Annotated in this window: 12 protein-coding genes; all 12 read right to left on the bottom strand. The window is 42.6% G+C overall.

Features of this window, described 5'->3' with window-relative positions; all coding sequences use genetic code 11:
• Positions 1-75 precede the first annotated feature (75 nt).
• The 12 genes from RTR76_RS11560 to RTR76_RS11505 all read right to left on the bottom strand — a co-directional run bounded on the left by RTR76_RS11560 (position 76) and on the right by RTR76_RS11505 (position 14411).
• Complete coding sequence (locus tag RTR76_RS11560) at positions 76-1974, bottom strand: heavy metal translocating P-type ATPase (RefSeq protein ID WP_312520802.1); 1899 nt, start codon at positions 1972-1974, stop codon at positions 76-78.
• A 231-nt stretch (positions 1975-2205) separates the two neighbouring features.
• Complete coding sequence (hfq, locus tag RTR76_RS11555; protein ID WP_312520800.1) at positions 2206-2469, bottom strand: RNA chaperone Hfq; 264 nt, start codon at positions 2467-2469, stop codon at positions 2206-2208.
• A 50-nt stretch (positions 2470-2519) separates the two neighbouring features.
• Entirely contained in the window at positions 2520-3449 is a 930-nt protein-coding gene (gene miaA / locus RTR76_RS11550; protein WP_312520798.1) for a tRNA (adenosine(37)-N6)-dimethylallyltransferase MiaA, read from the bottom strand.
• A gap of 1 nt (position 3450) precedes the next feature.
• Positions 3451-4236 carry a class I SAM-dependent methyltransferase gene (locus RTR76_RS11545; protein ID WP_312520796.1) on the bottom strand — a complete coding sequence of 262 codons (786 nt, stop codon included), beginning with the start codon at positions 4234-4236 and terminating at the stop codon, positions 3451-3453.
• A 12-nt stretch (positions 4237-4248) separates the two neighbouring features.
• Positions 4249-6069: a DNA mismatch repair endonuclease MutL gene (gene mutL / locus RTR76_RS11540; RefSeq protein ID WP_312520794.1), complete on the bottom strand. Its 1821-nt coding sequence runs from the start codon at positions 6067-6069 to the stop codon at positions 4249-4251.
• Positions 6066-8669, bottom strand: coding sequence for a DNA mismatch repair protein MutS (mutS, locus tag RTR76_RS11535; RefSeq protein ID WP_312520792.1), 2604 nt, complete (start codon positions 8667-8669; stop codon positions 6066-6068). Before mutS ends, mutL begins: the two co-directional genes overlap by 4 nt.
• An 18-nt stretch (positions 8670-8687) precedes the next feature.
• Positions 8688-10049 carry a tRNA (N6-isopentenyl adenosine(37)-C2)-methylthiotransferase MiaB gene (gene miaB, locus RTR76_RS11530; RefSeq protein ID WP_396144904.1) on the bottom strand — a complete coding sequence of 454 codons (1362 nt, stop codon included), beginning with the start codon at positions 10047-10049 and terminating at the stop codon, positions 8688-8690.
• Positions 10050-10480: 431 nt separating this feature from the next.
• Positions 10481-10825 (bottom strand): DUF3870 domain-containing protein, encoded by a 345-nt coding sequence (locus RTR76_RS11525; protein ID WP_312520788.1) that lies wholly within the window; start codon positions 10823-10825, stop codon positions 10481-10483.
• A gap of 16 nt (positions 10826-10841) precedes the next feature.
• On the bottom strand, positions 10842-11666 hold the full coding sequence (locus tag RTR76_RS11520) for an Asp23/Gls24 family envelope stress response protein (RefSeq protein ID WP_312520786.1): 825 nt from the start codon (positions 11664-11666) through the stop codon (positions 10842-10844).
• Between the two features lie 56 nt (positions 11667-11722).
• Complete coding sequence (locus RTR76_RS11515; protein ID WP_312520785.1) at positions 11723-12016, bottom strand: translation initiation factor 2; 294 nt, start codon at positions 12014-12016, stop codon at positions 11723-11725.
• Between the two features lie 43 nt (positions 12017-12059).
• Entirely contained in the window at positions 12060-12902 is an 843-nt protein-coding gene (locus RTR76_RS11510) for a PHP domain-containing protein (RefSeq protein WP_312520784.1), read from the bottom strand.
• A gap of 6 nt (positions 12903-12908) precedes the next feature.
• Positions 12909-14411, bottom strand: a complete 1503-nt coding sequence (locus RTR76_RS11505) for a leucyl aminopeptidase (protein ID WP_312520782.1) — start codon at positions 14409-14411, stop codon at positions 12909-12911.
• Between the last annotated feature and the right edge of the window lie 45 nt (positions 14412-14456).

Genomic DNA, 14456 nt, shown 5'->3' with positions numbered 1-14456 from the left:
TTGATTAAAAGATCAATATTTCGCTTAAAACTACTACCGTCTTGCAGCTTAGTTTCAAGAATAGGTCATTATCCCCTAACGTAAAACTCTGCTGGCATTTAAAACAGCCAATAGGGCTACCCCTACATCAGCAAATACAGCCTCCCACATCGTGGCTACACCGGCAATGCCCAACGCGATAAACACTCCCTTTACACCCAAAGCAAATATCACATTCTGCCATACGATTCGCCGAGTCTTACGACCAATCTGAATAGCCTCAGCAACCTTTGACGGCGCGTCGGACATGATTACCACATCGGCCGTCTCTACGGCTGCATCAGAGCCTAATCCTCCCATTGCAATGCCCACATCTGCACGGGCAATAACTGGGGCATCATTAATACCATCTCCAACAAATGCAATGTTTTTACCGTTTTTTTCCTGCGTAAGAAGTTCTTCGAGGATGGCTACTTTTTGTTCTGGCAATAATTCTGCCCGGTAAAAATCAAGCCCCAGTATAGAAGCTACATCCTGGGCCACCTTTTCACGGTCACCAGATAACATTCCAACCTGTTCCACGCCTGCTGCTTTAAGATCGGCAACAACAGAAACTGCGTCAGCCTTCAGCTCGTCGGCGATTACCAAATGCCCGGCGTACACCTTATCAACTGCCAGATACACTACCGTGCCTGCTTCCTGTACCGGCGCAACAGGGATACTCTCTCTCTGAAGCAGTCGCTCATTCCCGACGAGCACTTGTTGCGCCCCAATCCTAGCACGTACCCCGTGTCCAGCAATTTCCTCATATTCGTTTAATAAGGACGCATCCAAGGCTTGCCCATAAGCTTCCATTATCGACTGGGCTATAGGATGATTGGAATGCACTTCGGCCTGCGCCGTTAGTCTGAGCAGGTCTTCCGCAGCGAAGCCGTTTTGCGGATAGATACCAGTTACTTTGAATACCCCTTGTGTCAGAGTGCCTGTTTTATCGAAAACGACTGTCCGAGTAGCAGCTAAGCTATCCAGATACGTCGAGCCCTTAACCATGATACCTCGTTTAGCCGCTCCTCCCACACCACCAAAATATCCGAGAGGGATGCTGATTACCAAACCGCACGGACAAGAAATTACCAATAGAATTAAAGCCCGCCGTATCCAGTCACCAAAACTCTCACCCGGCCAGATGAAGGGGGGTAAAACGGCTACGGCTACTGCAGCCAGCACTACAACTGGTGTATAATAGGCAGCAAATTTCGTGATGAATTTTTCGGTCCGAGATTTTAAACTGCTTGACTGTTCTACCAGTTGAATAACTTTTGCAATCGCTGATTCACCTACAAGTTTAGTAACCGTAACTGTCAAAACACCCGTCTGATTGACCATGCCGGCTAATACTACTTCTCCAGGACCAACCTGACGGGGAACAGACTCGCCAGTCAAGGCTGATGTATTTACCCGGGATTGGCCGGAAGTTATTTCACCATCCAAAGGTACCTGCTCACCGGGTTTAATGATAATTACATCCCCGATCTTTACCTTATCCGGACTTACTTTGTTCAGCATATCCCCTTGTTTTAGATTAGCATACTCCGGCCGTAATTCCAACACGGCTACAATAGACCGTCTGGATCGCTCGACAGCTAAGTCCTGTAAGAATTCACCGATTTTGAAAAACACCATAACGCCTACAGCTTCTGGCATTTCATGCAGCAAAATGGCGCCTACTGTAGCAATTGTCATTAGAAAATTTTCATCAAAAAATGTCCCCTTGCCGGCATTACGAATTGCACTGATTACGACATTCCAGCCGCTAATTCCGTACGCTATCAGGAATACAGCGTACTCAGCGATATTATACGGAGTGTCATGCAATGCATCCCGAAAAATTGACCCCACTATTAGTAAAGCCAGAGCCACACTAATCAAAACAATTTCTCGGGTTGTATTTAGTTGACCGGCACTATGGTCGTGATTGTGTTCATGTCCGCCCACTTTGACCTCCTCCTTCTATAGAGTCACCGACCTAATTGTATTTAATATGCTCTTAACTGCCTCTTCCGGACTAATTCCATATCGCATACATATGAATATATGTTCATATGTATATATCATAAGGGCTTACAATGCTTCTTGTCAATCCCAAACTATGCTGCACTCTTAAGAATGATTAATTCACACTGAAGCGTAAAAAAGTCCTGAGACTTTATGTCTCAGGACTTTTGATTACGGATTATTACTTTTCAGTTCTTCCCGTCTGTCATGCTGTATGTTAGGAGATAATGGCCTAAAGGGGGTAATAGTGGAAATTGCATGCTTGTAAACAAGTTGCTGCTTGCCTTCATTCTCCATTATTACTGTAAAATTATCAAACCCTTTAACTGATCCACGGAGTTGAAAACCGTTTACCAAGTAGATAATTACCGGAACGTTTTCTTTACGAACTTGATTCAAGAAGCTATCCTGTAAATTAATCACTTTTGTTGTCATGGATACTGATTCCTCCGCCACATTGTTTTTACTTCTTTATTCTACTAAAGTTAAAATCTTCCTGCAATAATGCTGTAAATATATGCCAGCATTTTATCATACTCTGAAAAAGAGTCCACTTCTACCCAGTTAATGTAGGGCATTCTACGATACCACGTCAGTTGACGCTTAGCGAAGTGTCTTGTTGCTTTTTTAATATTCTCAGAAGTAGTTGATAGATCACACTCCCCCTTCAAGTAATGGATTACTTCTTTATAACCAATTCCTTGCATGGACTGATTAGTAGGGGATACGCCCTGATGCAGCAGCATTTGGACTTCAGAAATTAAACCTTGTTCCATCATAGCATCAACGCGTTTATTAATGCGTTCGTATAATAGCGATCTGTTCATAGATAACCCTATTACAACAGCATCATACAGCAGATTACCTTGACTGCAGCTTGTGGTCTCGCTAACTGTTTTTCCTTCTATTTCATAAACTTCCAATGCCCGGATCACTCTGCGAACATCGTTAGGATGAAGTTTAGCTGCCTTTTCCGGACAAACTTGAGCTAACATATTATGCAGATAATCATTGTCATGCTCTTTAGCTAGATTCTCTAGTTTTTGTCGAAGTGCTTCATCGCCAGCGGTTGCATTGAAGCAATATCCTTCCAGCAATGACTTCACATATAAGCCCGTACCTCCTGCTAATATAGGTATTCGACCTTGGCTGTTTATAGAATGAATAAGTTTTCCGGCTTGTTGTTGGAAATCGACTACACTAAAAGGCTCAGTTGCTTCCAGGATATCGATCAGATGGTGGGGAACACCTTGCTGTTCGACAAGCGAGGGTTTGGCGGTACCAATATTCAAGCTGCGATAAACCAGCATAGAATCGCCCGAAATAATCTCGGTGTTTAACTTTTTGGCCAAATCAATGCTTACTTGTGTCTTACCAACAGCTGTCGGCCCGACAATGACAATCAGACGTTCCATATTAATGCTGAACCTCCATAATGCCATATTGAACACTGCTGTACTTTCCACCAACAAATTGGGTGAAACCAAGGCGTTCAAATTCTGGGCTGCCTTGCATTTCTTTTAAGACAATCCGTTTCCTGGCCACTCTTTTGGCTTCCGCAAGAAGAGCAAGTGACACAGGCCGCTTATCTGCCAGCAAACGAATGGGTTTTAAATTCGAACTGCTTTGAATTGGCTGGCGGAACATCGGATCAAAGTAAACAATGTCATAACTCTCATCCGGTACATGACAAAGATATTTTTCCGAATCAGCCTGAATGACTTCAATTTGCCGCAGCGCTGCTGTGATATCGGGAGATTCACCGATGAAACCTGATAATCCTGCTTTCGCTATAAAAGCAAGCAGCAAGGAATTTTCTAAACCGGTTACCTTACCGGATGGTCCTGTAGCAAAGCTGGCTACAATAGCATCAGTGGCCAATCCTAGAGTGCAATCTAAAACAGACATACCCGGTTGTAATTGCATTGCATTGATCATATGGTCATGTTTACCATTTTTGAGATTTTTTATACGTAATTCAGCCATACTCAGATGGAAAAAGTAGTTTCCATCATCGGTATAGATTAGCGGACCTTGTTTGGAAAACAATAATATTACATCAACATGAAAGTTCTTCTGTATAGCTGCAAGTGAATTTCTATTGCGTGCAACAAATTCGACATTTAGCTGTTGTGCAAATTCACGCGCAGCTTGTTCAGTAGCAGCTGTTGGATGGTAGCCAGTGGTTATAACAAAATTCATGTGTTCACCTAGTTAAGTTCGTTTAAACATTTTTGCCAGTTCATCTGCAGAAAAACGAATAATTGCCGGCCTGCCATGAGGGCATGTGAAGGGCAGAGTAGTTGTACAAAGCTCGCTGAGCAATGCTTGAATCTGCCGCATATTTAAGGTGTCACCGGCTTTTATTGCGGCCCGGCAAGAGGCAATTTGCAAGACTGCATGACGCAATTCCTGACCGGTAGGCTGTTGATTATTACGAAAAGCCATAATAATTTCCCGGAGTGTTGCCTCAATATCAGATTGGGGCAAATCGGCAGGAAGCTCACTGATTCGGATCAGGCTGGGGCCAACATGCTCCAAGGAAAAACCAAGTTCACGCAGCGTATCGCCGTTTTCCATTATGATTTGAATATCAGTCTCGTCCATTGTTAATAGCAAAGGCACTAAAAGCTGTTGTGCCGGAATGCGTCCCACACTCTCACTGAAGCGGTCATACAAAATCCGCTCATGGGCCGCATGCTGATCGATAATATACAAACCTTCTTCACCTTGGGCAATAATATAACACTCACTTACTTGTCCAAGTGGCCGTAACACAAATTGGGGCTCCTGGGTCACTGCCGCCGGTTCAGATAAATCAGTTTGTTTACAATGGACCGGCGGGTATTCGACACCAGCCAAATCGCTTTCCTGAAGCCGTGCTGTCTGAGCAGCTTGTATTGGCAGCGACTCTTCTCTCCACAGAGCCGGAGCCGGCTGGCTGTAAGGCGATTCTGCACGGTGAGCAGTTGTATCATGCGCTTTCCAATTTTCCGTTGCAGGCGAACTGGTACGTATCGGAGTCGCAATAGCAAGGGGGTTATGCTGGGCAGTTAACGCATTAACGATTGCACGATATACGGCACGGAAGACACTCTGTTCATCACTGAACTTGATTTCACTTTTTTGGGGATGAACGTTTACGTCAATTGTTTCGGTAGGAACAGTAATATGTAAAATTGCTAGCGGATAGCCCGATTTGGGAAGCAGTGAGTGATAAGCATTGTCCAGCGCCTTTGATAGCATGCGGCTGCTGACTACCCGGTTGTTCACTACGAATGTCTGCCATTGGCGGCTGCTTTTCAGTAATGTTGGCTTACCGACGAAACCGGAGACACCAATGCCATCTTGTTCATTGTTTACAGCAATCATTTCCGCTGCTGCCTGAGGGCCATACAAGCCGGCGGCAGTTTCCAGTAAGCTTCCATTACCGGGAGTAGACAATACGAGCTTATTGTTATTGAGCAGCTTAAAAGCAATCGCGGGGTGAGATAAAGCCGCTTTTCCAATTACAACATTAATGTTACTGCTTTCCGTACTAACTGATTTGAGAAACTTTTGCCTGGCAGGAGTATTGAAAAACAGTTCAGTGACTGTAATCGTTGTGCCAACGTTGGCTCCGGCTTCTCTCACTTGTTGAACAATTCCACCGGCGATTTCAATATGTGTTGCCATGGGTGCATCATGCTGACGGGTAGTCATTGTAAATTTGGAAACAGCTGCAATACTAGGCAATGCTTCCCCACGAAAGCCCAAAGAATGGATCTGATATAAATCTTCCACTGCGTGAATTTTACTTGTTGCATGACGGAGAATTGCTAATTGGGCATCATGATCATTCATGCCGATACCATTATCTGTAATCCGGATATAGGCTGAACCGCCATCGGATATTTCCACTTCAATTTTAGTGCTTGCAGCATCAATAGAATTCTCAATTAATTCTTTTACAACTGATGCCGGACGCTCTACAACTTCACCAGCTGCAATTTTATTTGCTGTATTTTCGTCGAGAATATGAATGATTGAGGTCATCCACGTCCGACCTCCTCTTTAGCTTGATTATGAAGCCGGTATAACAGGTTCATCGCTTCAATAGGAGTAATACTTAATATATCGATACTACGCAATTCATCAGCAACAGCAGAGGAAAACAAACTCTGTGTAACATTCACAGAAGCGGTAGCTGCTGCGAGCTGCTCAAAACCGGCTTCTTTATTTGTCTTGCAGCTTTCTAATTCAGCTAGTATTTGCTGTGATCGCTGAATTAACTTTTTCGGAAGGCCTGCCAGCTGAGCAACATGGATACCATAGCTTTTGTCCGCTCCGCCGGGAATAATACGACGCAGGAAAATAACTTCATTGCCCCGCTCTTTTACAGCAACGGTATAATTTTTAATACCTTCATATTCGTCTGCCATTCCCGTTAGTTCGTGATAGTGAGTAGCAAACAGCGTTTTAGCCTTTATGCGTTCTTTCACATATTCGATCACAGCCCTGGCAATACTCATTCCGTCAAAGGTACTAGTGCCTCGGCCAATCTCATCTAAAATAACCAGGCTATTTCCTGTTGCATACTTAAGGATATGAGCAACTTCATTCATTTCTACCATAAATGTACTTTGCCCGGTTGCCAGATCATCGCTTGCACCGACACGGGTAAAAATACGATCCACAGGACTGACATACGCTTCTCGAGCCGGAATAAAACTACCGATCTGGGTCATCAAGACAAGTAGAGCGACTTGTCTCATATAGGTAGATTTACCGGCCATATTGGGACCCGTTATGACTGCAATTTCCGTTTCATAGTGATTTAGCAGTACATCGTTAGGAACAAACATTTCCCGGACCAAAAGCCGTTCAACAATAGGGTGGCGGCCATCTTTGATGTGTATTTCGCGATTGGTACCGATAGTGGGACGAACATAATTATATTGAAAAGCAGCTTCACTCAGACTGGCTAAAGCATCAAGCGAAGCAATCTGGCGAGCGGTTTCTTGTATTCCTTTTATTTGGCACTTAATATGTTCGCGAATTTCATTCAGTAAATGATATTCAATTGTTACAATTTTCTCCTGTGCTCCAAGGACTTTGATTTCAAAATCTTTTAACTCAGGAGTGATATAACGCTCAGCATTCGCTAACGTTTGTTTGCGGATGTAGTGAGCGGGAACTGCAGAAGTATTGGCATGGGTAACTTCTAAGTAATAGCCAAAGACTTTGTTAAAGCCCACTTTTAGAGACTTAATACCGCTCTGTTCTTTCTCTCTCGCTTCTAATTCCTGAATCCATTTTTTACTGTCACTTGCAATAGAACGCAATTCATCCAATTCACTATTATAGCCTGGTTTTATCATGCCGCCATCGCGAACAGATAGCGGAGCATTATCCACAATCGCTTTATCTATTAGTACAACAATATCTTCATGCAGCACCGTATAGCGGCAGATTTGGGTAAGAGTTCGTGAATGGGTGTCTGCCAAATTCGTGATGATTTCTGGTAATACTGCTAATGATGTTTTCAATGCTGATAAATCACGGGCATTCGCAGCACCAATTTCAATGCGGGTTACAATTCTTTCAAAATCGTAGATGTTTGCCAGGAGCTGCTGCAGTGATTTTCGCAATATTGACTTCTCTACAAGCTCGGCAACGCTTTCTTGACGGGTTATAATATCTTCGGCATTTAACAGCGGATACTCCAGCCATTTGCGGAGTAATCGCCCTCCCATTGCCGTTTTTGTAAAGTCAAGAACATCGAGCAGCGTTCCTTTTTTTCCTCCGTCCCGGATATTACGGGATATTTCGAGGTTACGTAAGCTGGAGGCATCTAAGATTAAATAATCATTGTTATCTAGCTTTACTAAATGATTGATATGAGAAATATCGCATTTAATTGCTTCATGCAAATAATGCAATAGGCAGGATACAGCTAGATAGGCGGTCCGGCAAGTGGGTACTTCAACTGAATCAAAATGTTGTTTTGGCAGTTCTTCTACATCCTGAATGTCAGCTAGGTCCATTGTTGTTCTGGCACAATTAGGGATCCGGTTTTCTAAGAAGCTTTCAATTTGTTTTTGCAGGGGAACTGTGTTTACCCAGACAAGTTCAGCTGGTGACAAGCGGAATAGGTAGTCACACAACGTTGTAATGCGGTCAGTGCCGGTAAAAGTTGCCCACGTGCATTCGCCGGTAGTGATATCAGCTGCACACAAGCCTAGCGTTTCGTTTTCACCATACAGAGTGACCAAGTAATTATTGCTTTTATCAATTAAGGCTGCCTCAGATAAAATAGTACCAGGTGTGATAATCTTCACTACTTCTCTGCGAACTATTCCTTTCACTTGCTTAGGATCTTCCACTTGTTCACAAATCGCTACACGAAAGCCTTTATTGATAAGCCGCAAAATATAGTTCTCTGCTGCATGATAAGGGACTCCGCACATTGGAACACGCATACCCCCGCCACCGTCTCTGGCGGTGAGTGTTATCTCCAATTCACGACTGGCAATTTCCGCATCTGCAAAGAACATTTCATAAAAATCACCCAATCGAAAAAATAATATCTCTTGGGGATGGCGGCCCTTAATCTCTCGGTATTGTTCCATCATAGGCGTATAGGTTGCCGTCATATTCATCTTCCTCTTCCGCTAAACCATTTGGCCCTTAAAAAGCCATGTTTGGGCCTGCATGAGTTTAACCATTTTTAAATCTCCAATACATTCCTGGCCTTTATCCCAAATAACAATTTTGTTAGTGCTTGTTCTACCCATCCAGCGGGAGGCATCATTTTTACTAGGCCCTTCTACCATCACTTCCACTGTTTGCCCTTCGGTCTTGCGGTTAATAGCTAAACTAATATCATTTTGAATATCCATCAGCTGCTGGAGGCGGGCTTTTTTAACTGGAAGCGGAATTTGGTCAGGCATTTCAGCTGCCGGAGTTCCCGATCGCACAGAATATAAGAACGTATAAGCGGCGTCGAACTGCAGCTGTTTAATAAATTCCAGTGTTTCTGCGAACAATTCATCTGTTTCTCCAGGAAATCCGATTATCAAATCAGTTGTTATACTTGCGTCTGGAACTGCTTGTCTAATTTTAGCTACTAGATTTACATAATAGTCGACAGTATAGCCGCGATTCATGCGTTTTAAGATTGTATCACTGCCAGACTGAATCGGCAGATGGAAATGCTTGCATATTTTACTGCTATTTGCAATTGCTTGGATGACCTTATCTGACATGTCACGTGGATGCGATGTCATATAACGGACTCTGGAAATAGATTGAATACCGTCAACTGCCTGTAAAAGATCGGCAAAGTCAACCTCTTCTTCGCTGTCTTTACCGTAAGAATTCACATTTTGTCCTAACAGTGTGATTTCTTTAAAGCCCTCATTGCCAAGCTGTTCAATTTCCTGAACGATATCTCGCAAGGGGCGGCTTCTTTCCCTGCCACGTACATAGGGGACAATACAATACGTGCAAAAGTTATTGCAGCCGTACATAATAGGAACCCAAGCAGATATCTGATTTTTACGGATGGTAGGGACTTCTGGGGCAAGCCGTTCCGCCTGATCCCATACAGCAAGTACTTTGTCCCGTGATTGCTCAACTTCTTGTAAAAGCTCCAGCAATTGATGCGTATTATGTGTGCCCATGACAATATCGATATGGGGCGCTTTTTTGAATAATTTATCGCGGTCTTTTTGGGCCATACATCCTGCAATGCCAATTACTAAATTTGGATTAAGCGCTTTCAATCGCTTAAGTTCGCCAATTTTACTATATATCTTTTTTTCTGCGCTTTCTCGGACGCAGCATGTATTAATTAAAATAACATCAGCCTGTTCCATATTATCCGTATTTTGATATCCGGTGCCGCGCAGTTGACCGGCCAGGCGCTCTGAATCATTCTCATTCATTTGGCAGCCAAATGTATAAGTGAAAAAATATTTTTCTTTGCCTAGATTTGATGCGACATTCGAACTTTTATCTGTAGGTCCGGATATAACTTTTATATGATTTGACATATATCAACAACTCCTAGAATTATCCTTCAAGTTATTATACCCGAAATAAGCAGGTCAAACAAGGCTAGTACCTTGCCAGCTCTAAAACGATAGGGTAGTGGTGAGGCTATTTTTCGCAAAACGAGGCGGAGGAAGGAGGCATACCGGCTGTATGCTGACTGACGACAACGAAGGGTTGCGGAAAATAGACCGCCAGTACTCACTGGATTAGAGCTGGCAAGGTACTATTAAAACAGTAGGATGATGGCGAAGCTATATCATCTATGGTTATCGGTGCATCGGGAAAATGACAAAAGAGCCCAGATGTCCGGACTCCTCTCAAACCAATAAATGCAATTTTCGCAATTTCACAAACCTGATAGTAAGCTCTAGTAGTTGACAGGACTATAAAACACTAACGAAAGTATCTGTTAATCAAGTAGACTTGGAGCTGTTCCTTCTTTAAAGCTCCGGTATTTATCATAAATAATTCTAAGTGCTGTAATAATTGCTTTTTTAGCGCTTCCTTGATAAACCTGATCAATTAATCTGAGCGCTTGATCGGGACCGTTCTTTAAGTTTTGTCCTACTAACATTTCTGATACATGATGACGCGCGACACTTGTAGCTAAGGTGCAGTCTGCTTCAATAATCTCGCCCGTATCGATATCAATAACCAATATGAGCCCAATTACTTTGTACATCTCGCTTGCCGTAATGCCTGTTGGTAGTTTAGCATATCCAGAAAACAATACATGTTTAATTGGTTTTTCCATAAACCCTCCTGCCGGCTTATTCAATGCTAAGCCGTTTTACTTCAATATTTACTTCTTTTACCATCATACCTGTCATGTATTCTACTGTTTTTTTAATGCGTGCCTGAGCCTGGTGCACTACTTCCCAAATAACATTTCCATACCTTATAGTTACGTCCAAGGAAATCGAAATTCCTTTCTCACGGTCATGAGAATTTTTAATAATTATTTGCCCAGTCCGTGTAATTGCCAAATCACTAACTGCCACATAATCGACAATAGCAGAAATTGCCGCATCAGAGATCAATAATTTTCCATAATAACTAAATGTAGGCCGGACAATTGATTTTTCTCCTAAACGGCGTTTTTTGTGATGTGACTTTTTAAAAAAAATTTCTAAGGGATCAATCAGATAACCTGAAAAATGAGGTTTTAATTCTATTGTTGGTACTGGTATGATATGTTTACCTTCTTTAAGACGGCTTTCACGGGCCTTGGCAATTTCTGCTTTAGTAGCAATATCTTCAATGCGTATTACATTACTAATGTCAGGTAGCTCCAAAGCAGTAGTGATTTTTTGTATCATATTAACCGAAGTTCCCAGAATTAAAATACGCTTAGGCTGTACAGTCTCAATCGCTTTTCGAACTTCTTCAGCATGATCTGTATCCATAAAAATTGCTCTTTTTACTGCCCTTATTTTGCTTGGTTCCTTTTTTGCTGAATGTCCGGCAATAATTTTGCTGTCCTTGATTAGCAAGCCGTCATCAATAATGGCATCAATATTGTTCTCATGGGCTACAATAAGCGCCCGATGACTTTTGCCCGTTCCACTTGAGCCTACTAACGCAACGACCTCCATGTCCAGCCTCCTCAATTAGTCATACATAAAAATAAAACACCTTTTTACAGGTGTTGTCAAGTAGAAGAATTACCTGTTCGATTATTTACGTTTCTTGCTAGACGTAATTTTTCCTCTAATTCAGTGATTTTCGCATTACGACACATAATAGCCTTAGCATAGCGGCAATTGTTTTTTTGCAATCGTTCATTCTGAATCTCAAGACTATTCACTTGTTCTCGCTTTTCCCGCTCTACCGAATCAATCAAATTCATCAATACCCGGCGGCTGATGCGCAATGCTTCTACTTTATCTTCCAGATCTTGAATTCTGGCGCGAAGTACCTCAGCCAGGTTGCTATCTTCGCCCATAATCAATCCTCCTAAAGTTTCTATACAAAAGATGTTATTCAAGTCAAGCTTTTTTTATGTCTAAACGCTCCTGGACAGCTTGCTGTAATCTTACAGCAATACTGTCCGGCACAGTAAAAGTTCCAAGATCCTGAGGGAATCTCCCAGGGATAGCATGAAAATCAGAGCCGCCAGTGACTACAATGTGATGAGCCTCAGCATAAGCTAGATATGTTTTTGTCTGCTCTTCATCATGGCTGGGATGATATGCTTCTACTCCATCAATTCCGAGCTCAATCATCTCTTGTACGATTGCATCACTGCCCACAAGGCCGGGATGGGCAAGTACGGCTAATCCCCCTGCCAGATGAATTAATTCTATTACCTGACCCGGGCTTAGTTTGTAGTGTGGAATATAGGCGGGACCGTTCTTTTCCAGTAAGCCATTAAAAGCATCCTGGATACTTGTAAAGTAACCAGCTTCAACCAGTGCCTTAGCTACGTGCGGTCGTCCTATTGCCTTTGCTTCACCTGCAATTTCGTTAACTCTCGCAAGAGAAACAGAATAACCTAATTGATGTAAGCGTTCCACCATTCGCTGGACTCTTGTAATGCGATCATTGATAATGATCGCTAACTGTTTCTTTAGCGTTTCATTTGTCGTGTCAATGAAGTAGCCTAAAATATGTACTTCATTATGTGGCAAATCAGTGCTAAATTCAATACCTGGTATTATCGTTAACGGAGTCGGTGTTGGTAGATATTGCAATGAAATGAATCCGTCAATTGTATCGTGGTCAGTAATCGCAATAAATTGCAGTCCTTTTTCTGAAGCTCTAGTAACAACTTCCCAAGGAGTCAGCCGTCCATCCGAAGCGGTAGTATGGATATGTAGATCAGCAGTCATAGCAGATCACCTTTTCTGCAAAGTTTCGGCTAATCGAATTAGCGTTCGGACGCCCACACCGGTAGCCCCTGCTTGATTATAGCCAGTGTCTTTGGGGGTCGTCACAGTGCCGGCAATATCGATATGCACCCATGGCGTTTCAGCTGCGAATTGAGCAATAAACAGTCCGGCTGTTATCGCACCGGCATGACGTCCGCCTGAGTTTTTTAAATCTGCAATTGTACTTTTAATTTGTTCAAAATAATCGTCGTGATTAGGTAGTTTCCACATTTTTTCACCGGACTGCTCTGCGGCATCCAGTACTTGCTGACACCAAGCATCATTGTTCGTTAATACACCTGATGTAATCGTTCCTAAAGCGACTACGCAAGCGCCGGTTAACGTTGCCAGATCAATAATTTTAGTTGCACCTAAATAACGGGCATACGAAACTCCATCTGCCAGTATAAGTCTGCCTTCCGCATCCGTATTAATAATTTCAATAGTCTTCTTGTCCATTGAAGTAATAACATCACCCGGCTTAAGCGCTTTCCCTGATGGCATATTTTCTGTACAAGGAATAATTGCAATGATATTCACAGCTAGCTTTAGCTGAGCTATGGCTGCCATAGCTCCCAATACTGCAGCTCCTCCGCCCATATCATCTTTCATGTCTTGCATCCCCTCACCTGGTTTGAGAGAAATGCCCCCACTATCAAAAGTAATTCCTTTTCCCACAAAAGCAATTACTTCATTATTTGTTACATCGCCCATGTGTTTAAGTACAATTAGTTTTGGCGGCTGCTCACTGCCCTGAGCTACTGCTAACATTGCATTCATCTGCAATGATTCAATATCTGGAAATTCTAATACTGATAAGTCCATGCCATATTGCTCAGCAAGGAAAGAGGCTTCTTCAGCCATACGGGATGGTGTCATATAATTTGCTGGATGATTGACTAAATCACGAGCAAAATTAACACTTTTACCAATGATAATTGATTTTTCAATTTCAGCATTGCCAAGTTCTAGTGTCAAAGAAGTGTCATGTTGAACAATTAGTACTTTCTCAATTGTATCAGAATTAGCCGTATTCGACTTATACTGGTTAAACTGATAGTTTCCTAGTATTATCCCTTCAACAATTGCCTGTGCCGCTGCTACGCAATCCTGACCATTATCATGAGCATAAATCGTTGTGGCCAAAGTTGTCGATCGAATTTGGCGGGCTGCCTTAAGTGCGATCGCACTTAAGGCACGGATTCTATCGTTAGTTATTTTTTGTTTTTTTCCTAATCCCAGTAACAGTACGCTTTTAGGTACAATTTGGTTTAAAGTATAAATTACGGTGGTCTTACCATATTCTACACAGGAAGGCTGAGTGCTGAGCAAAGTAGTGATTTGCCCTGCCAGTGCCTGATCTAGCTCAGCTACCGCTGTGTCCGAAATGCTTTCATTCTCAAAGTGTCCAATTACCAGGGTATCACAAGGCACGTGAACAAGTGATTCTGGCATCATTGCAATATTCAATATAACGTTCTCCTTTTCTCTGGTATACCTATATTATAGTATGTC

Origin of the sequence: Anaerospora sp. (assembly GCF_032013335.1) — a bacterium.
Classification (GTDB): Bacteria; Bacillota; Negativicutes; order Sporomusales; family DSM-15969; genus Anaerospora.
Note: the sequence above shows the minus strand (reverse complement) of the source record. Positions and strands in the feature narration are given on the sequence as shown.